Origin of the sequence: Pseudomonas sp. S36 (genome assembly GCF_016647875.1) — a bacterium.
GTDB classification, from domain to species: domain Bacteria; phylum Pseudomonadota; class Gammaproteobacteria; order Pseudomonadales; family Pseudomonadaceae; genus Aquipseudomonas; species Aquipseudomonas parafulva.
On the sequence record NZ_JACVVG010000070.1, the window covers coordinates 1 to 17,726 of the forward strand.

The 17,726-nt window shown below is 63.1% G+C and carries 18 protein-coding genes and 1 pseudogene; 12 read left to right on the forward strand and 7 right to left on the reverse strand.

Annotated features, from left to right (window positions below; translation table 11 throughout):
• The first annotated feature begins 375 nt into the window (after positions 1–375).
• From urtA to IAE36_RS22545, 6 genes are all read left to right on the forward strand, one after another.
• On the forward strand, positions 376–1,641 hold the full coding sequence (gene urtA / locus IAE36_RS22520; RefSeq protein WP_028631795.1) for an urea ABC transporter substrate-binding protein: 1,266 nt from the start codon (positions 376–378) through the stop codon (positions 1,639–1,641).
• A gap of 128 nt (positions 1,642–1,769) precedes the next feature.
• A complete protein-coding gene (gene urtB, locus IAE36_RS22525) occupies positions 1,770–3,257 on the forward strand; it encodes an urea ABC transporter permease subunit UrtB (protein ID WP_201214855.1) in 1,488 nt (495 codons plus the stop codon).
• Positions 3,257–4,336 (forward strand): urea ABC transporter permease subunit UrtC, encoded by a 1,080-nt coding sequence (urtC, locus tag IAE36_RS22530; protein WP_201214856.1) that lies wholly within the window; start codon positions 3,257–3,259, stop codon positions 4,334–4,336. The genes urtB and urtC overlap by 1 nt, the downstream gene beginning before the upstream one ends.
• The gene (gene urtD / locus IAE36_RS22535; RefSeq protein WP_060480670.1) at positions 4,333–5,190 is read left to right on the forward strand and encodes an urea ABC transporter ATP-binding protein UrtD; all 858 of its coding nucleotides are present in this window, start codon (positions 4,333–4,335) and stop codon (positions 5,188–5,190) included. The genes urtC and urtD overlap by 4 nt, the downstream gene beginning before the upstream one ends.
• Positions 5,191–5,257: 67 nt before the next feature.
• On the forward strand, positions 5,258–5,956 hold the full coding sequence (urtE, locus tag IAE36_RS22540) for an urea ABC transporter ATP-binding subunit UrtE (protein WP_201214857.1): 699 nt from the start codon (positions 5,258–5,260) through the stop codon (positions 5,954–5,956).
• A gap of 31 nt (positions 5,957–5,987) precedes the next feature.
• Complete coding sequence (locus IAE36_RS22545) at positions 5,988–6,509, forward strand: GNAT family N-acetyltransferase (protein ID WP_028631800.1); 522 nt, start codon at positions 5,988–5,990, stop codon at positions 6,507–6,509.
• Here IAE36_RS22545 and IAE36_RS22550 read toward each other — a convergent pair.
• Together IAE36_RS22550 and cbpA are read right to left on the reverse strand one after the other, a co-directional pair.
• Positions 6,496–6,801, reverse strand: a complete 306-nt coding sequence (locus IAE36_RS22550) for a chaperone modulator CbpM (RefSeq protein WP_201165496.1) — start codon at positions 6,799–6,801, stop codon at positions 6,496–6,498. The two genes, IAE36_RS22545 and IAE36_RS22550, sit on opposite strands and share 14 nt — an antisense overlap.
• 2 nt (positions 6,802–6,803) lie before the next feature.
• The gene (gene cbpA, locus IAE36_RS22555; RefSeq protein ID WP_028631802.1) at positions 6,804–7,763 is read right to left on the reverse strand and encodes a curved DNA-binding protein; all 960 of its coding nucleotides are present in this window, start codon (positions 7,761–7,763) and stop codon (positions 6,804–6,806) included.
• A gap of 163 nt (positions 7,764–7,926) precedes the next feature.
• On the opposite strand from cbpA, the gene IAE36_RS22560 reads away from it, so the two are divergent.
• Positions 7,927–9,198, forward strand: coding sequence for an Hsp70 family protein (locus IAE36_RS22560; RefSeq protein ID WP_201214858.1), 1,272 nt, complete (start codon positions 7,927–7,929; stop codon positions 9,196–9,198).
• A gap of 33 nt (positions 9,199–9,231) precedes the next feature.
• On the opposite strand, the gene IAE36_RS22565 is transcribed toward IAE36_RS22560, so the two are convergent.
• The gene (locus tag IAE36_RS22565; protein ID WP_028631804.1) at positions 9,232–10,239 is read right to left on the reverse strand and encodes an AI-2E family transporter; all 1,008 of its coding nucleotides are present in this window, start codon (positions 10,237–10,239) and stop codon (positions 9,232–9,234) included.
• A 71-nt stretch (positions 10,240–10,310) separates the two neighbouring features.
• Positions 10,311–10,598, reverse strand: coding sequence for a PsiF family protein (locus IAE36_RS22570; protein ID WP_028631805.1), 288 nt, complete (start codon positions 10,596–10,598; stop codon positions 10,311–10,313).
• Positions 10,599–10,775: 177 nt separating this feature from the next.
• Between IAE36_RS22570 and osmE the strand changes: the two genes are divergently transcribed.
• Together osmE and IAE36_RS22580 are read left to right on the forward strand one after the other, a co-directional pair.
• Complete coding sequence (gene osmE / locus IAE36_RS22575) at positions 10,776–11,117, forward strand: osmotically-inducible lipoprotein OsmE (protein WP_028631806.1); 342 nt, start codon at positions 10,776–10,778, stop codon at positions 11,115–11,117.
• A gap of 48 nt (positions 11,118–11,165) precedes the next feature.
• On the forward strand, positions 11,166–11,696 hold the full coding sequence (locus tag IAE36_RS22580; RefSeq protein ID WP_201165501.1) for a ferritin-like domain-containing protein: 531 nt from the start codon (positions 11,166–11,168) through the stop codon (positions 11,694–11,696).
• 97 nt (positions 11,697–11,793) lie between these two features.
• Here the strand turns inward: IAE36_RS22580 and IAE36_RS22585 are convergent, their stop codons facing one another.
• Positions 11,794–13,860 (reverse strand): AsmA family protein, encoded by a 2,067-nt coding sequence (locus tag IAE36_RS22585; protein ID WP_201214859.1) that lies wholly within the window; start codon positions 13,858–13,860, stop codon positions 11,794–11,796.
• A 140-nt stretch (positions 13,861–14,000) separates the two neighbouring features.
• Positions 14,001–14,132, reverse strand: a complete 132-nt coding sequence (locus IAE36_RS23880) for a hypothetical protein (protein ID WP_256217453.1) — start codon at positions 14,130–14,132, stop codon at positions 14,001–14,003.
• Between IAE36_RS23880 and IAE36_RS22590 the strand changes: the two are divergent.
• From IAE36_RS22590 to IAE36_RS22600, 3 genes and pseudogenes are all read left to right on the forward strand, one after another.
• Positions 14,131–14,385 (forward strand): annotated as a pseudogene (locus tag IAE36_RS22590) (phage infection protein); the annotation flags it as partial. The gene IAE36_RS23880 and the pseudogene IAE36_RS22590 sit on opposite strands and share 2 nt — an antisense overlap.
• Positions 14,386–14,523: 138 nt before the next feature.
• Positions 14,524–15,156, forward strand: a complete 633-nt coding sequence (locus IAE36_RS22595; protein ID WP_201214861.1) for a TetR family transcriptional regulator — start codon at positions 14,524–14,526, stop codon at positions 15,154–15,156.
• 88 nt (positions 15,157–15,244) lie between these two features.
• Positions 15,245–16,342 carry an AGE family epimerase/isomerase gene (locus IAE36_RS22600; protein WP_201214863.1) on the forward strand — a complete coding sequence of 366 codons (1,098 nt, stop codon included), beginning with the start codon at positions 15,245–15,247 and terminating at the stop codon, positions 16,340–16,342.
• Between the two features lie 11 nt (positions 16,343–16,353).
• Here the strand turns inward: IAE36_RS22600 and IAE36_RS22605 are convergent, their stop codons facing one another.
• A complete protein-coding gene (locus IAE36_RS22605; RefSeq protein WP_028631811.1) occupies positions 16,354–17,121 on the reverse strand; it encodes an SDR family oxidoreductase in 768 nt (255 codons plus the stop codon).
• Between the last annotated feature and the right edge of the window lie 605 nt (positions 17,122–17,726).

Consider the following 17,726-nt stretch of genomic DNA (forward strand, 5'->3'; position numbering starts at 1 on the left):
GCCTCAGCGCTTGACGGGCATCCATGCCCGTCACCTCCCTCCGCAAGCCCTCCGCTCGGCCTCCTGAAGTCGCAATCTGTGTTGCCTGAGCTATCGCGCGCTTAGAAGCAAAAGCAAAAGCAGTGGCGTACTTCAGTGAGATTGGCTGTTGCCAAAGAAGCAGATCGAGCGATCTCAATTCATCACTTCGAAACAAATCGACAGGCCAGCACCAAGAACGTGCAGGCGCATCGACCACGCACCAGTCTGTTACGTCAGCCTGCCCAAATAATGCGCTGTAACCCGCGCTAGCCCCGCTCCATCACTAGGCACACCCCTTGCAACCCCCCTCCCCGCTTACCCAACACTCAAAAAAAAACGCAGCGGAGAGAGCACATGAAGCGTCGCAGTTTGATCAAGGCCTTTACCCTCAGCGCATCGATCGCCGCCATGGGCCTGAGCTGGACCATCCAGGCCGCCGAAACCATCAAGGTCGGCATTCTCCATTCGCTGTCCGGCACCATGGCCATCTCCGAGACGTCGCTCAAGGACATGGCGCTGATGACCATCGACGAGATCAACGCCAAGGGCGGCGTCAACGGCAAGATGCTGGAGCCCGTGGTGGTAGACCCGGCCTCCAACTGGCCCCTGTTCGCCGAGAAGAGCCGCCAACTGCTGACCCAGGACAAAGTGGCCGTGGTGTTCGGCTGTTGGACTTCGGTATCGCGCAAGTCCGTGCTGCCGGTATTCGAAGAGCTCAATGGCCTGCTGTTCTACCCGGTGCAGTACGAGGGTGAAGAAATGTCCCCCAACGTGTTCTACACCGGCGCGGCGCCCAACCAGCAAGCCATCCCGGCCGTGGAGTACCTGATGAGCGAGGACGGCGGCAGTGCCAAGCGCTTCTACCTGCTGGGCACCGACTACGTTTACCCACGCACCACCAACAAGATCCTGCGCGCCTTCCTGCACAGCAAGGGCGTGGCCGACAAGGACATCGAGGAGGTATACACCCCGTTCGGCCACAGCGATTACCAGACCATCGTCGCCAACATCAAGAAATTCTCCGCAGGCGGCAAGACCGCGGTCATCTCCACCGTCAACGGCGACTCCAACGTACCGTTCTACAAGGAGCTGGCCAACCAGGGCCTGAAGGCAACCGATGTGCCGGTGGTGGCGTTCTCGGTAGGTGAAGAAGAACTGCGCGGCATCGACACCAAGCCACTGGTAGGCCACCTGGCGGCCTGGAACTACTTCGAGTCGGTGGATAACCCGGTCAACCAGAAGTTCGTTGCCGACTGGAAAGCCTACGCCAAGGCCAAGAAACTGCCCGGCGCCGACAAGGCCGTGACCAACGACCCCATGGAAGCCACCTACGTGGGCATCCACATGTGGGCCCAGGCGGTGGAGAAAGCCAAGTCCACAGATGTGGACAAGGTACGTGAAGCACTGGCCGGCCAGACGTTCCAGGCACCGTCTGGCTTCACCCTGACCATGGACAAGACCAACCACCACCTGCACAAGCCGGTGATGATCGGCGAGATCCAGGACGACGGCCAGTTCAGCGTGGTGTGGGAGACCGAGCAACCCCTGCGTGCGCAGCCCTGGAGCCCCTTCATTCCAGGCAACGACAAGCGGCCTGATTATGCGGTGAAGAGTAACTGAGGCACTGCGGCCCCAATCGCAGGCCAAACCGCGCCCACAGCGACAGCACTGGCTTCAAACCCTTCAATGCCGACGTGAGCGCGGGCCTGCCCGCGATGACTCCAACACCGATTTCCAGGATGGCCCAGATGCTCAGATACCTCCTCATCCTCTTGCTGCTCCTGCCCCTGGCTGCCGAAGCCAGCGAAGGCGAATTCTTTTTTGCCGCCAAGCCCGCCGAGCAGGCCCGCCTGCTCGAAAGCTGGGCCGCACAACCCGACCCTGCGCGCCTGGCCCTGCTGGAAAACCTGCGCCAGGGCCGCATCGCCCAGGGCGATACCCGCAAGGTACGCCTGAACAACCGCTTGCGCGGGCTGATCGACAATGCCCTGGCCAGCCATCAACTGCTCAGTGACAACAGCGAAACCCGCCTGGCAGCGGCCAGGCAACTGCAAAAAAGCGCTCAACCGGCGCAGATGGCCTGGCTGGACCGGCGCTATGCCAACGACCCCGACCCTGCCGTGCACGCCGCCCTTGGCCTGGCCCTGGCCAATCTGCAACTGGGCGCCAACGAGCCTGGGGTACGCCTGGCCGCCGTGCGCCTGCTGGGCGAAACCGGCGACCCCATGGCCCGCACCCGCCTGGAAGCCTTGCTGCAACCGGATACCGAAGCCGACCCGGCAGTGCGTACCGCCGCCGAAACCAGCCTGGCCCAGGTCAAGCGCAAGCTGCTGATGGGTGAACTGCTGGGCCAGGCGTTCAGCGGCCTGTCGCTGGGTTCGATCCTGCTGCTGGCCGCCCTGGGCCTGGCCATTACCTTTGGCCTGCTGGGGGTCATCAACATGGCCCATGGCGAAATGCTGATGCTCGGCGCCTACAGCACCTACATGGTGCAGGTGCTGGTGCAGCGCTACGCCCCGGGCGCCATCGAGTTCTACCCGCTGATTGCCCTGCCGGTGGCGTTCGCCGTCAGTGCCGGGGTGGGCATGGCCCTGGAGCGCACGGTCATCCGCCACCTGTATGGCCGCCCACTGGAAACACTGCTGGCCACCTGGGGCATCAGCCTGATGCTGATCCAGGCCATCCGCCTGCTGTTCGGGGCGCAGAACGTCGAGGTCAGCAACCCGGGCTGGTTGTCCGGTGGCATCCAACTGCTGCCCAACCTGGTACTGCCCTACAACCGCCTGGTGATCATCGTCTTCGCCCTGGCAGTGGTGCTGCTTACCTGGCTGCTGCTCAACCGCACGCGGCTAGGCCTGAACGTGCGAGCGGTCACCCAGAACCGCAACATGGCCGCCTGCTGCGGGGTGCCCACCGGGCGCATCGACATGCTGGCCTTCGGCCTGGGCTCGGGCATCGCCGGGCTGGGTGGCGTTGCCCTCAGCCAGGTCGGCAACGTGGGCCCGGACCTTGGCCAGAGCTACATCATCGACTCCTTCCTGGTGGTGGTGCTGGGCGGTGTCGGCCAGCTGGCCGGCAGCCTCTGGGCGGCCTTCGGCCTAGGCATCGCCAACAAGCTGCTGGAACCGCAGATAGGCGCGGTACTCGGCAAGATCCTCATCCTTGCGCTGATCATTCTGTTCATCCAGAAACGCCCGCAAGGCCTGTTCGCCCTCAAGGGACGGGTAATCGACTGATGAACCAGCCACTGCTTGTCACCGCTGCGCAAAAAGCCGGGCCACGCCTGTCGCTGGCTGCCGGCTGCGCCGCCACACTGGTGCTGATAGCACTGCCGCTGCTGTCATTGCTGCCGGCAGACCATGCCCTGCACGTCTCGGCCTACACGCTGACCTTGGTCGGCAAGATCCTCTGCTACGCCATCGTCGCCCTGGCTCTGGACCTGGTGTGGGGCTACGCCGGGTTGCTGTCCCTGGGCCACGGCCTGTTCTTTGCCTTGGGCGGCTACGCCATGGGCATGTACCTGATGCGCCAGGCTGCCGGTGACGGGCTGCCCGGGTTCATGACCTTCCTGTCGTGGACCGAGCTGCCGTGGTACTGGGCCGGCACCCAGCACTTTGCCTGGGCCCTGTGCCTGGTCGTGCTGGCGCCCGGGCTGCTGGCGCTGGCGTTTGGCTGGTTTGCATTCCGCTCGCGCATCAAGGGCGTGTACTTCTCGATCATGACCCAGGCCCTGACCTTTGCCGGCATGTTGCTGTTCTTTCGCAACGAGACCGGTTTTGGCGGCAACAACGGCTTCACCAGCTTCCGGTCCATCCTGGGCTTCGACATTGCCGCGCCCGGCACCCGTGCAGTGCTGTTCCTGCTCACCGTGGGCCTGCTACTGGCCAGCCTGTACCTGTGCTGGCGGCTGACCCGCAGCAAGTTCGGGCGTTTGCTCACCGCCGTGCGCGATGCCGAGAACCGCATGATGTTCTGCGGCTACGACCCACGCGGGTTCAAGCTGCTGGTGTGGGTGCTCAGCGCTGTGCTGTGCGGTTTGGCAGGCGCCTTGTACGTGCCGCAGGTGGGCATCATCAACCCCAGCGAGATGTCGCCCACCAACTCCATCGAAGCCGCCGTGTGGGTCGCCCTGGGCGGGCGCGGCACATTGATTGGCCCGCTGCTCGGCGCCGGCCTGGTCAATGGCATGAAGAGCTGGTTCACCGTGGCCTTCCCGGAGTTCTGGCTGTTCTTCCTGGGTGCGCTGTTCATCCTGGTGACCCTGTACCTGCCCAAAGGGGTGGTCGGGCTGCTGAAGAAAAGGAGCCAGCCATGAGAGGCGTGCCGCCGGTTCACCCGGAATTCATGCTCGAACCCGTCTTCGACCAGCTTGGCGCCGGCCGCGAAGCCATTGGCCTCGGCCACAGCCGCAAAGCCGGCCTGGACACCCGCCACGGCACCGTGCTCAGTCTGGAGGACGTCAGCGTTAGCTTCGATGGCTTCAAGGCGCTGAATGCCCTGAACCTTTACATCGGCGTAGGTGAGCTGCGCTGCATCATCGGCCCGAACGGCGCCGGCAAGACCACCCTGATGGACGTGATCACGGGCAAGACCCGCCCCGATACCGGGACCGCCTACTTTGGCGACACCCTCGACCTGACCCGTATGAGCGAATACCAGATCGCCCAGGCCGGCATCGGCCGCAAGTTCCAGAAGCCTACGGTGTTCGAGGCACTGACGGTGTTCGAAAACCTGGAACTGGCGCTCAAAGCCGACAAATCGGTGTGGGCCAGCCTGGCCGCAAGGCTGAGCGGTGAGCAGCGTGAACGTATCGAGCAGGTGCTCACCACCTTGCGGCTGCTGCCGCTGGCCGGGCGCCAGGCCGGCTTGCTGTCCCACGGGCAGAAGCAGTTTCTGGAGATTGGCATGCTGCTGGTGCAGGAGCCACAGCTGCTGTTGCTGGATGAGCCGGTGGCCGGCATGACCGACGCCGAGACCGAGTTCACCGCCGAACTGTTCAAAGGCCTGGCTGGCAAGCATTCGCTGATGGTGGTGGAGCACGACATGGGGTTTGTCGGCAGCATCGCTGACCACGTGACGGTGTTGCATCAAGGCAGTGTGCTGGCGCAGGGGTCGCTGGAACAGGTGCAGGCGGATGAGCGGGTGGTCGAGGTGTATCTAGGCCGTTAGGGATTGAAACCTGGGCTGGCCCCTCGCGGGCCGGTGCAGGCACTGCAACGTTTCCGGGAATATTCACATGCTCAAGATCGACAGCCTGCACCAGTACTACGGCGGCAGCCACATCCTCAGGGGCCTGAGCTTCGAAGCCAAGGTGGGCGAAGTGACTTGCCTGCTGGGGCGCAACGGGGTGGGCAAGACCACCCTGCTGCGCTGCCTGATGGGCCTGGTACCGGCCCGCGAAGGCAGCGTGCACTGGGAGGGTAAACCGATTACCACGCTCAAGCCCCAGCAACGGGTACAGGCCGGCATCGCCTACGTGCCCCAGGGCCGCGAGATCTTCCCGCGCCTGACCGTGGAGGAAAACCTGTTGATGGGCCTGTCGCGGTTCCCCGCCCGTGAAGCCCGCGAAGTGCCGGCCTTCATCTACGAGCTGTTCCCGGTACTCGAGCAGATGAAACAGCGACGCGGCGGCGACCTGTCCGGTGGCCAGCAGCAACAGCTGGCCATCGGGCGCGCCCTGGCCAGCCGGCCACGGCTGCTGATCCTCGACGAACCCACCGAAGGTATCCAGCCGTCGGTAATCAAGGAGATCGGCGCCGTGATCCGCCGCCTGGCCCAGCGCGGCGACATGGCAATTTTGCTGGTGGAGCAGTTCTACGACTTTGCCGAAGCACTGGCCGACCAGTACCTGGTCATGGCCCGGGGCGAGATCATCCAGCGTGGCCGTGGCGAAAACATGCCGGCCGAGGGTGTACGCGGGCTGGTAACCATTTAACCTGCACGCAACCCCTTTGCGAGACGCTGTCATGAGTTACCAACTACGCGATGCCCTGCTCAGCGATGTGCCGGGCATTCTCGACATCTACAACGACGCGGTGCGCAACACCACGGCGATCTGGAACGAAACACCTGTAGACCTGGTTAACCGCCAGGCCTGGTTCGCGGCGCGCGCGCAACAGGGCTACCCCATCCTGGTGGCGGTGGACGAAACCGGCGTACTCGGCTATGCGTCGTTTGGCGACTGGCGCCCGTTCGAAGGGTTTCGCAACACGGTGGAACACTCGGTGTACGTGCGCAGCGACCAGCGCGGCAAGGGCCTGGGGCCTGCGCTGATGACCCTGCTGGTAGAGCGGGCCCGCAGCGGCGGCAAGCATGTGATGGTGGCCGCCATCGAGAGCGGCAACGCAGCCTCGGTGCGCCTGCACGAAAGGCTGGGCTTCGTGACCACCGGGCAGATGCCGCAGGTTGGGGTGAAGTTCGGCCGCTGGCTGGACCTCACCTTCATGCAGTTGCTGTTGAACCCCGGGGCGGCGCCTACATCTGCGTGAACCTGCCCAGGCGCTGGCGCAACATGGTGTTCTCGCTGCGCAGTTGCTGCACCTCCTGCAGCAACTCCAGCGCCAGTGCCACACCCTCCCACTCCAGCTCCAACTCGTGGTGCAGCTTGACGGCGCGCCTGGCCAGCAACGGCGCCTGATCGTCGAACAGCCAGTCCTCGGGCGTGCGCCCGGACGGTTCCACAATGCCGTGTTCGACAATTTCGATCACACAGTCGGCCGTGACGTCGGCCTCCTGACACAAGGTACGCATGTCCAGTTGAACGATCAGGGTGCTGCTCATGATCACTTACTCCATTGTGCCCTCGGGTTGAACGCGGCCTTTTCGGAAAGCTTGGCCCACAGTTCACGGGTTGACTCGTCGGAAGTGGCCGGCATGACCACCTTGAGCTGCGCATACAGGTTGCCACGCTGGCCTTGTTTGTCGGCCAGGCCCTTGCCCGGCACGCGCAGGCGCTGGCCGCTCTGGCTGTCGGGGCGGATGGTGAGGTTGATCTTGCCTTCCAGGGTAGGCACCGCCACCTTGGTGCCCAGGGCGGCTTCCCACGGTGCCAGCGGCACGGTGATGATCAGGTCGTGCCCTTCCACGTCGAACAGCGGGTGCGGCGCCATGCGAATGGTCAGGAACAGGTCGCCGTTGGCGCCGCCACCACTGCCAGGTGCACCCTGGCCCTTCAGGCGGATGCGCTCGCCGTCGGTAACCCCGGCAGGAATCTTGACGTTCAGGGTTTTGGTGGTGAACCCGGTGCGTTGCCCCATGGCGTTGGTCTGCGGCACCTGGAAGCTGATCTGCTTGGACTCTTTGCTCAGTGTTTCTTCAAGGAATACTGCCAGTTCAAGCTCCACGTCCTGCCCCCGCCTGCCGGCACTGCGCTGCTGTTGCCGGGCGCCGCCGAAGGGGTTGCCACCCCGGCCACCGAACATCGAGCTGAAGAAATCGGAAAAATCGCCCCCTTCGAAGCCGCCGCCACCGCCCGCGCCACGGCCTTCCCAGCCGGGCGGCGCCTGGAACGGTCGACCGTGCTGGCCACCGTACTTGCGGATCTCGTCGAACTCGGCGCGCTTCTGGGCGTCGCCCAGCACCTCGTAGGCCTCGTTGGCCTCCTTGAATTTGTCCTCGGCGTCGCGCTCCTTGCTGACGTCAGGGTGATACTTGCGGGCCAGCTTGCGATACGCGGCCTTGATCGCCTTGTCGTCCGCGGTGGGCTCTACGCCAAGTATCTTGTAGTAGTCTTTGAAGTCCATCTGGGGATCACCAATGTGAATGTGCGTATTGCTACAGAAGATAGGGGTCAAGCATAGCCTTTCAAGGCCCGCTTGGGGTTGCGCCATGGCAGACGACCGGCCTTGATTCTCCAGCCAACTGGCATAAACTGCGCGGCCGTTTTACCTCCGGAAGCTCATTCCCATGTCCGACGTAACCCCGGCCCGCGCCCTGGGCATCGACTTTGGCACCTCCAATTCCACGGTTGGCTGGCACCGCCCTGGCCGGGAATCGCTGATTGCCCTGGAAGACGGCAAGATCACCTTGCCGTCCGTGGTGTTCTTCAATATCGAAGAGCGCCGCCCGGTTTACGGCCGCCTGGCGTTGCACGAATACCTGGAAGGCTACGAAGGCCGCCTGATGCGCTCGCTCAAGAGCCTGCTGGGCTCCAAGCTGATCAAGCACGACACCAGCGTGCTGGGCAGCGCACTGCCCTTCAAGGACCTGCTGGGCATGTTCATCGGCGAGCTGAAAAAGCGCGCCGAGGCCGAGGCCGGCCGCGAGTTCGACCAGGTGGTGCTGGGCCGGCCGGTGTTTTTCGTCGACGAAGACCCAGCAGCCGACCAGGAGGCCGAAGACACCCTGGCCGAGGTGGCGCGCAAGCTCGGCTTCAAGGAGGTGTCGTTCCAGTACGAACCGATCGCCGCAGCCTTCGACTATGAGTCTGGCATCAGCCGTGAAGAGCTGGTGCTGATCGTCGACATCGGCGGCGGTACCTCCGACTTCACGCTCATCCGCCTGTCCCCGCAGCGCCACAACGTGGCCGAACGGCAAAACGACATTCTGGCCACTGGCGGCGTGCACATTGGCGGCACCGACTTTGACAAGCAACTGAGCCTGCAGGGCGTGATGCCCCTGTTCGGCTACGGCAGCCGCATGAAGAGCGGCGCGCTGATGCCCACCAGCTACCACCTGAACCTGGCGACCTGGCACACCATCAACGCCCTGTACTCGCAGAAGTCGCAGTTGGCCCTGGGCAGCATGCGCTACGACATCGAAGACACCCTGGGCGTGGACCGCCTGTTCAAGCTGATCGAGGAACGCGCCGGGCACTGGCTGGCCATGGAAGTCGAAGCCAGCAAGATCGAGCTGACCGAACAGCAAAGCCGCCGGGTGGACCTTGGCCGTATCGAGCGGGACCTGGGCGTAGACCTGTCGCGGGTGTTGTTCGAAAGCGCCATCGAGGGGCTGCTGGAACGTGTGCGCGGCAGCGTGACCGAACTGCTGGCCAAGGCCGGCGTGAGCGAAACGCAGGTCGACACGGTGTTCTTCACCGGGGGCTCCAGTGGCATACCTGCGCTGCGCAACAGCGTGGCGGCCATGCTGCCCAATGCGCAGCATGTGGAAGGCAACATCTTCGGCAGCATCGGCAGCGGCCTGGCCATCGAGGCCCGCAAGCGCTACGGCGCTGCCTGAGCCCGCGGGTCCACATGCGCCCCAGGCAGCCAGCTACACCAGTTCAGCCCGGCGCAGCTCGCTTTTCAGGTAGGCGTAATACACCGGCCCGGCCACCACGCCGGGCAGGCCGAAGGCCGCTTCGAACACCAGCATGGCCAGCAGCAGTTCCCAGGCCTTGGCCCTGATCTGCCCACCGACGATCTTCGCATTGAGGAAGTACTCCACCTTGTGGATGACGATCAGGTACACCAGCGCAGCGGCGGCTACCCAGATCGACAACGACAACCCGACGATGGTGATGAGGGTGTTGGACATCAGGTTGCCGATCACCGGCAGCAGGCCCAGCAGGAAGGTCAGTACGATCAGCGTCTTGGTCAGCGGTAGGTGCACGCCGAACAGCGGCAACACCACTGCCAGGAAGATGCCGGTAAAGGCCGTGTTGAGCAGCGAGATCTTGATCTGCGCAAAAACAATATTGCGAAACGCCTGCACCAGCAGGCTCAGGCGCTCGAACAACGCCGCAGCCAATGGCTTGCGCCGGGAAATATCAGGGATGCGCTGCAACGCCACGATGGCGCCCAGGATCATGCCGATCAGCAGCGTCACGAACATGTGCGCCATGCCCTTGCCGACCAGCTGCAAGTCGCTGAGGTGGCTCTTGATCCAGTCCCCGATGGCCACCTTGAACTCTGCCGCACTGGCCGGCAGGTAGCCTTCGATGAACGGCGGCAACTGGCCCCGGGCGCGTTCTACCAGCGCCATGAACTTGTCCAGCGAGGCGCCTGGGTTTTCCGCTTCGTGCAGCAAGAAGCTGAAAGCACCGGCAATCAGCAGGGTCAGGGTGGTCACCACCAGCGTGCTCAGTAGCGCCACCGCCAGCCAGCGTGCCCGCTGCCCGGCCATCAACGGCTGCAGGCGCGGGGTAAGCATGTTGACCAGCTCGAATACCAACAGGCCCGCCAACAGGCTGGGCAGCAACTTCAATGGCAACGCCAGCAGCAAACCGGCAAATACGATAATCCAACTGGCCAGGGTGACTTGGCGGGGGGTGAAGGTCATACAGCCTCAACGGCAGACAGCGAAGAAGATCCGCAGTCTGCCAGCGTTATGCCTGCACGCATAGGCGCAGGTCATTTCTTCTTCAGGCAGTCGCTCATGTAGGCCTTGCGCGCATCACCCTTGAGCGTCTTGGCCGTGGCGTCGGCGTTGCAGGTCTTCATTTTTTCCTGCTGCGTCTGCGGCGCCTGCTTCTTCAGGCACGTGCTCATGTACGCCTTGCGCTCATCACCCTTCAACGACTTGGCGCTGGCGTCGGCGTTGCAGGTTTTCATTTTTTCCTGCTGGGCGGTGTTGGCCGCGAAACCTTGGGCACTGAACAGCACTGCCACCATCAAAAACGGAACGTGTAGCCATTTCATGACGTGATCTCCTGGGCCCCGCGCCCGATGCACGGTCGACGCAGTGAGTGTAGCCAAGAAATGCCCATCGCCTCCCCCTGCCCGCCCACTTGCAGGCAATTGGCTAGTGCGATCGAACTCCTGGCGCTGCGCGAGGTTCAAAACTTGCACATACCCTTTTGTGCAAGGAGCGGGACGATGATCAAGCAGACCCTGGCGATTCTACTGGCCAGCGCCACCCTGGCCGCCTGTGGCAGCCGCCCGGAAAACCCGGTGGACTACGTGACCTATCGTGAAGAGCCGCTGGTCAAGCAGGTTGAGCACGGCATGACCATGCAGAAGGTCATCGCCATCGGCGGCAGCCCGTCCAATGTCATCGACCTGCCCAACGGCGGCACTTGCAACGACTACATCCTCAACCGTGATGGCCACCAGCAACCGTACTACGTGCGCTTCGATGCCACCGGCCATGTGGATGCAAAAGGCTTCAAAACCTGCAAACAACGTGAAGAAGACCGCGACGCCGTGCCAGGCGCGTAAGCCTTCCGGGACCACTCCACGACTACCTTGATATTTTCGGAGATAGACATGAGCTCGACTGAAATGACCGACGTACAGACCCTTCGCAAACGTGCCCGTGAGCACGTGGAAAATGGTGCGGTGACGGAAGGCTACAGCGCCGACCGCGAACGCATCATCACCCTGCTGAACGAGTCGCTGGCAACCGAACTGGTCTGCGTGCTGCGCTACAAGCGCCACTACTTCATGGCCTCTGGCGTCAAGGCCAGCGTGGCAGCCGAAGAGTTCCTGGAACATGCCAACCAGGAAGCCGAACACGCTGACAAGCTGGCCGAGCGTATCGTCCAGCTGGGCGGCGAGCCGGACTTCAATCCGGACAACCTGAGCAAGAACTCCCACGCTCAGTACGTTGCAGGCACAACCTTGAAGGAAATGGTGCTGGAAGATCTGGTGGCCGAGCGTATCGCCGTCGACAGCTACCGCGAGATCATCCAGTACATCGGTGACAAGGACCCGACTACCCGTCGCATTTTCGAAGAAATCCTGGCGCAGGAAGAAGAGCATGCCGACGATATGTCGGACCTGCTCGATGGCCTGTGACAGGGGTTGCTGGAACCGAAAGAGGCCGCATTTGCGGCCTCTTTTTTTGGGGTTGAAGTTATGTACCGGGCGAGCAGAAAGCGATCCGTGCTCGCGTTTACCGGCGCCCTTTCACGGCTGCTGGTGCCTTGCCTTCCTTCATTTGCTGCAACAATGGGGTGCACTGGTTGGGGTCATCGCCGCTGCTGGGTGCGATCAGGGCCAGCAGGCCTGCGGCAGGCCCTGCAACCACACCCAGCGCTACCATGCCTGCGCCACGCAGTGCCAGGGGCACGGCCTGTACGCCCGCGCTGGGCTTGGCGAACTTGCCGCGTACGTACAACGGCGAACGCAGGGAGAACAGCCGCAGGCCCTTGGACTCCGGCGTAACCTTGAGGTCCAGGTGCTCGTTGGCGAAATTGGCCGTGCCGTTGATGTAGATGATCGCGTTCTCGGTATCGAAGATGAAGAGCCGCGTACTGGCCAGGCCATCCTTGATACCCACATCGGCAGCGGCGCAGTTGATCTTCACATCTTCGTCACCGAACAGCTTGTCGACGATGTAATTGCCCACGTTCAAACCTGCGATTTCCATGAGGCTACGGCTGATGGCGCCATCGTTGATGAGCATGCGCAAGTCGCCGTTGGCTGTACCCAGCAATGCCGCCACGGAATTACCGCGGCCGCTGATGTCAGCGTCGCCGTTCAGTTCGCCGAAACTGCTCTGCATGGGCGCAAAGGTGGGGAACAGTTGCTTGAGCTTGAAGCCACGCGCCGTCAGCTGGGCGCGGCCCTGCAACGGCACATTGCGGCCATCCAGGCGAATCCTGGAAGCCAGGTTGCCACCCGCTACGCCAAAGCGCAGCGGTTCCAGGCGCAGCAGGCCATCGTCCAGGATCACGTGGGCCGAGAGGTCGGTGAATGGCAACTGCTCGCTGTGCACGATGCGCTTGCCAGCAAAGGTGACATCGGCATCCATGGCGCGCCAGCGTTCAGTGCGGAACTCCTCCACCGGCAGCACTTTGTCGGTGGGCTGCTTGCTGGCACCGCCACGGGCTTTTTGCTCAGCGTTGGAGTCGGCCCCGATCAGCGGCGCCAGGTCCTTGAACAGCAACTGGTTGGACACCAGCTTGCCCGACAGCTTGGGCCGCGGCTTGCTGCCGACGAAGGCCAGGTCACCATGGATGTCGCTGTCACCGATCTTGCCGTTGAAGCCCTGATACTCGAACGTCGCGCCTTGCGCGGCATGCAGGTTTGCCTTCAGGCGGCCATCGGTGGAATAGGCGGGGGTATCCGGCAGGGTCACACCGGTAAGCGGGTAGAGGTTGCCCAGGCTGGCACCGGACAGCCGCAGGCGCAGGTCCAGTGCGCCGAGGTTGCGGGGGTCGGTCAGGGTGCCGGCAAGCACCACATGGGTATCGGCAATACGCACGTCGGCCTGCAGCGGGAATGGCTGGTTGGCGTCCTGCAGTGCCAGCAACCCGCCGATCTTGCCCGTACCGGATACGGGCTGGTCTTTGTAACGGCCCTCGGCTTTCAGGCCGAAGGCATAGTCCTGGGCTGCCCCGGCCTTCTCGGCAGCGGCCTTGCCAACGATTTCGCTGAACGGAATGGGCTTGCCCAGCGGGTCGATCTGCACCTTCATGCGGGCCTTCAGGGTCTGGTCGTCGAAGCTGACGTTGCCCTGGTCGAAGCCGATAGCGCCAATGTCCAGCTGCCACTTGGAGGGCGCTTCGTTTTCATCCTTCGGGCCGAAGTCGAACGTCCAGTTGGCGCGGCCATCGGCCAGCCGGGTAAGGCTGGCGGTAGGCTTGGTCAGGTCGATGCGCGGGATGCTGATGCGCTGCGCCAGCAGCGGCAATGGGGCCAGGCGGAACTCGACGCGCTCAAGGCCGACCATCTGCGGCGTCTTCAGCCAATCCGGGTTGCCCAGGGTAAGGTCCTCGGCAACGAAACGCGGCCAAGGTACCCAGGCACGCCAGCCGCCTTCCTCAGGCTCGGTGCGCCAGTGCACCGCGAGGTTGCCATTGATGGCGAACGGCCGATGCAGGGCTTCGGACACTTTCTCGTTGATCAGCGGCTTGACCCGGTTCCAGTCGAACGTGGCGATCACTACCACCAGGATCGCCAGCAGGGTCAGCAGCGTGAGCAGGGTCCAGAGGGTGATTCTGGCGGGGCGCGTCATTGCGTGGGTCTCCATGCGCTATGGCGTAAACAGATACAGCGGTGATGCTGGTTTATGTGGGACTGACGAAACCCCTCAGGGTTTTATCGATGACGCCATCATAGCCAAGAATTTCCCTCTACCGCTCGCAAAGCAGCCAGCTAGACACCTTGGAACACGCTATCGATACGGTCGATGTTTACCATTACCAGGATGAACTTCTCTCTGGAGGTACGCGGCGTAGCATTGGCTTCGTACCCACTTTCCAGCCCCCAAGAGGAGCACCCGATCATGAAACGCCATCTCCTGACCCTGGCTTTGTCCGTACTTGCAGCCAATGCCTTTGCGCTGCCGGCCACCGAACAGCACCTGACAGCTGAGTCACGTGCCAGCACTGTCGAACACGTGCAGGCTTTAAAGACCGTAGCTGAAGGCGGCTCCGATCGCCTGATCGAACAACAGGGCCGCGTCGCCGAGGGCGGTTCCGATCGCCTGATCGAGCAACAGGGCCGCGTCGCCGAGGGCGGTTCCGATCGTCTGATCGAAACCCGTCGCGTGAGCTGACCCTATGGCTGACAAGCGCAAACGCTGTCACACCCCCTGCTACCCCTTGGCCCGGTCCATTGACCGGGCTTCGTTTTTTTAACTAGAGTGCCCAGCCTCACCGTCAAAGAAGCCCGCATCATGTTGCCGCGCGCCGAACAGAAGCTGCAAACCCGCCAGGCCCTGCTGGATGCCGCCTGCCTGCTCATGGAGAGTGGCCGCGGGTTCGGCAGTATCAGCCTGCGTGAAGTGGCCAAGACGGCGGGCATTGTGCCCACCGGCTTCTACCGGCACTTTTCCGATATGGATGCCCTGGGCCTGGCCTTGGTGGCCGAGGTCGACAATACCTTCCGCCAGACCATCCGCCTGGTGCGGCAGAACGAATTCGAACTGGGCGGCATCACCGACGCCTCGGTGCGTATCTTCCTGGATGTGGTCGCCGCGCACCGCGCGCAGTTTCTGTTTCTGGCCCGCGAGCAGTATGGTGGCTCCCAGGCCGTACGCCAGGCCATCGCCTGCCTGCGCCAGAACATCAGCGACGACCTGGCCACTGACCTGGCCCGCATGAAGCGCTGGCAGCATCTTGACGGAGCGGCGCTGGCGGTCATGGCTGACCTGGTGGTGAAAACCGTGTTCGCGACCCTGCCCGAGCTGATCGACAGCCCGGGGCCGGGTTATCCACAAGCACTCACGGCCCAGGAAAAGATCACCCAGCAGTTGCGCTTCATTTTCGTGAGCGCTCGCCATTGGCAAGGGCTTGGCAATCCGGGTTGACGGGTGACCTGGGGTGAGGCCTGCACAGGCATCTGCACACCCCACTTCTGCTACCATGGCGCCCTGCCTGACAGCGACGAGCGCGAACATGTCTCACCCCTCTTCTTCCCTGCCCGCCCTGGCCCGTTTCAGCCAGCACTTCGCCGAATGCATCGTGCCGCTGTGGCAGGGGCCAGGCTGGAACGCCGACCTAGCCTTGCCGTTTGAGGCGCTGGACGCCCACCACCGTCCGTTGCCGGTGCAGCGCTACCGGGCCATGGCCTGCGCACGCCAGTTGTACCTGTTCAGCAGCCGCATCGGCGAGCCCGGTGCTGCCGAACGGGCCGCGGCGCTGTTCCGCTCGCTGCAAAAGCACTTCCACGATGCTGAGCACGGTGGCTGGTTCTACAGCATCGACGCCCAGGGCAAGCCGCTTGATCGGCGCAAGGACCTGTACACCCACGCCTTCATCGTGTTCGCCTGCGCGCACTATTGGGGCCAGGTCAAGCAGAGCCTCGTCGAATCCACCCTGAACGCCGCGCTCGATATCATTGAGCAGCAATTCGCCCGTGAAGATGGCCTGTACGAAGCCTGCCTGGGTGAAGACTGGGCCGACCTGGGCAGCGGCCCGCTGCAGAACCCGCAGATGCATCTGGCCGAAGCTTTCCTCAATGTGCTGGCAGTGCGTGACGACCACCCCGTTCGCCAGGCGCTGCTGCAGTTGTGCGATGCCCTCGAAGCGCACTTCATCGAACCGGCTCACGGCCTGATGCTGGAAAAGCCACGCGGTGCTGTGGATAACTGGTTCGAACCGGGGCATCAGTTCGAGTGGTTCTACCTGCTGCACACCTCGCCCCTGCTGCGCGACACGCCCCTGCACGCTTCCATCGACCGGGCTTTCGGCTTTGCCGAGCGGTTCGGGGTAAAAGGGGCTGCGGTGCTGGCCGCGCTCGATGTGCACGGCAATGTACTGGACGCTACCCAGCGCATCTGGGCACAGGCTGAATACCTGCGGGCCTTGGCCCTGCGGCCTGGTAGCCAGGCCATGCTCCCTGCCCAGCTAGAGGCGATGGAACGGCAGTTTCTGCATGCCGGCGGCTGGTATGAATGCCGGGACGGCGAGGGGGCAGTAAGCCGGCATGACATGCCGTCTACCACCCCCTACCACCTGGCAACCTGCCTGGAAGGCCTGCAAAGCTTGGCTTAAGCCCTTCGCAGTCAGCCCTTGGCAGAACGGTCGATGGCGAACCCAGCCCAGTCCTGGCTCACCGGCATCAGTTCCAGACTGTTGATGTTGATGTGCGCAGGCTGGTTGAGAATCCAGAAGATGGTCTCGGCAATGTCCTGGGGCTGAATGGGCTCGGCGCCGGCGTAGGTGGCATCGTATTTGGCCTGGTCCCCAGCAAAGCGCACCAGCGAGAACTCGCTCTCGCACAGCCCGGGCTCGATGTTGCTCACCCGCACGCCGGTGCCGCGCAGGTCACAGCGCAGGCTGAGGGAAAACTGGCCGACAAACGCCTTGGTGCCGCCATACACGTTGCTGCCAGGGTATGGGTAGTTACCTGCCACCGACCCCACGTTCAGGATCGATGCCCCACGGCCGTGGGCGATCAGGCGTGGCAGCAGCAGACGTGTGGTGAACATCAGGCCTTTGATATTGGTGTCGACCATGGTCTCCCAGTCGTCCAGGCTGCAGTTTTGCGCCGCATCCACACCCAACGCCAGGCCCGCATTGTTGACCAGGCCCTGCAGCTTGTCGAAGCCTGCCGGCAGGTTGGCGATGGCCTGCTCCATGGCTTTGCGGTCCCGCACGTCCAGTACCAGGCCATGCACCTCGGTCTTGGCCGACAGTTCGGCGCACAGCGCATCAAGGCGGTCCTTGCGCCGGCCCGTCAGCACCAGTTTCCAGCCTGCCTCGGCAAAACGTCGGGCAGTGGCCTCGCCAAAGCCGGAGGTGGCGCCAGTGATGAAGACGGTGGATGTCATGCAGTGTTCCTCACGGTAGGAGTGTGGGCAGGGTTGCAGCATGCCCGCGCCACGCACACTCAGCAAGCCGTGGTGCAGCTGGTCATTTTTTGTTCATATGCCGCAACCCCCCGCCATTAGCGGGCTAGGGCCAGCTATGCGCACGTTATCCACAAGCCTTTCCCCACTGAATGGGGGCAACTTCTGCCCTGAGCGGAACCCTTTCAGCCTTGTACGGTCCGCGACCGATCCATAGGTGATGGCCCAAGGCTTTCAGCCATGCCGCCTACAGCAGTCTGTCCAGGGTTTTTGCACAGACTTATCCACAGGCTTTGTAGGAATCCGTAAATCCGCACAGGGCGTTGAAAACACACAGAAATCCATCCATGCCATGCCATTGATCAAAAAACGATCAAAGCTCTGTAGGCCACGCGGTGTGTGGCTTGGGTGAACATGCCACCATGTTTTCCACAGGCGGTTGCACATTATCCGTGGACAACCTTCGGCCTGTGGAAAACGGGGATGCTGGCGGGATAAAAGGCGTTATGGCAAATAGGGTGCGACAGGTTGTCCACACTGTAGGAGCGAGCGCAGCTCGCGATGCGCCGCGCGGGCGGCGCTCGATC

Bases quoted from the DNA above. Each gene is read 5' to 3' on its own strand.
- urtA (WP_028631795.1), top strand. From the start codon at position 376: ATGAAGCGTCGCAGTTTGATCAAGGCCTTTACCCTCAGCGCATCGATC.
- urtB (WP_201214855.1), top strand. From the start codon at position 1,770: ATGCTCAGATACCTCCTCATCCTCTTGCTGCTCCTGCCCCTGGCTGCC.
- urtC (WP_201214856.1), top strand. From the start codon at position 3,257: ATGAACCAGCCACTGCTTGTCACCGCTGCGCAAAAAGCCGGGCCACGC.
- urtD (WP_060480670.1), top strand. From the start codon at position 4,333: ATGAGAGGCGTGCCGCCGGTTCACCCGGAATTCATGCTCGAACCCGTC.
- urtE (WP_201214857.1), top strand. From the start codon at position 5,258: ATGCTCAAGATCGACAGCCTGCACCAGTACTACGGCGGCAGCCACATC.
- IAE36_RS22545 (WP_028631800.1), top strand. From the start codon at position 5,988: ATGAGTTACCAACTACGCGATGCCCTGCTCAGCGATGTGCCGGGCATT.
- IAE36_RS22550 (WP_201165496.1), bottom strand. From the start codon at position 6,801: ATGAGCAGCACCCTGATCGTTCAACTGGACATGCGTACCTTGTGTCAG.
- cbpA (WP_028631802.1), bottom strand. From the start codon at position 7,763: ATGGACTTCAAAGACTACTACAAGATACTTGGCGTAGAGCCCACCGCG.
- IAE36_RS22560 (WP_201214858.1), top strand. From the start codon at position 7,927: ATGTCCGACGTAACCCCGGCCCGCGCCCTGGGCATCGACTTTGGCACC.
- IAE36_RS22565 (WP_028631804.1), bottom strand. From the start codon at position 10,239: ATGACCTTCACCCCCCGCCAAGTCACCCTGGCCAGTTGGATTATCGTA.
- IAE36_RS22570 (WP_028631805.1), bottom strand. From the start codon at position 10,598: ATGAAATGGCTACACGTTCCGTTTTTGATGGTGGCAGTGCTGTTCAGT.
- osmE (WP_028631806.1), top strand. From the start codon at position 10,776: ATGATCAAGCAGACCCTGGCGATTCTACTGGCCAGCGCCACCCTGGCC.
- IAE36_RS22580 (WP_201165501.1), top strand. From the start codon at position 11,166: ATGAGCTCGACTGAAATGACCGACGTACAGACCCTTCGCAAACGTGCC.
- IAE36_RS22585 (WP_201214859.1), bottom strand. From the start codon at position 13,860: ATGACGCGCCCCGCCAGAATCACCCTCTGGACCCTGCTCACGCTGCTG.
- IAE36_RS23880 (WP_256217453.1), bottom strand. From the start codon at position 14,132: ATGATCGGGTGCTCCTCTTGGGGGCTGGAAAGTGGGTACGAAGCCAAT.
- IAE36_RS22595 (WP_201214861.1), top strand. From the start codon at position 14,524: ATGTTGCCGCGCGCCGAACAGAAGCTGCAAACCCGCCAGGCCCTGCTG.
- IAE36_RS22600 (WP_201214863.1), top strand. From the start codon at position 15,245: ATGTCTCACCCCTCTTCTTCCCTGCCCGCCCTGGCCCGTTTCAGCCAG.
- IAE36_RS22605 (WP_028631811.1), bottom strand. From the start codon at position 17,121: ATGACATCCACCGTCTTCATCACTGGCGCCACCTCCGGCTTTGGCGAG.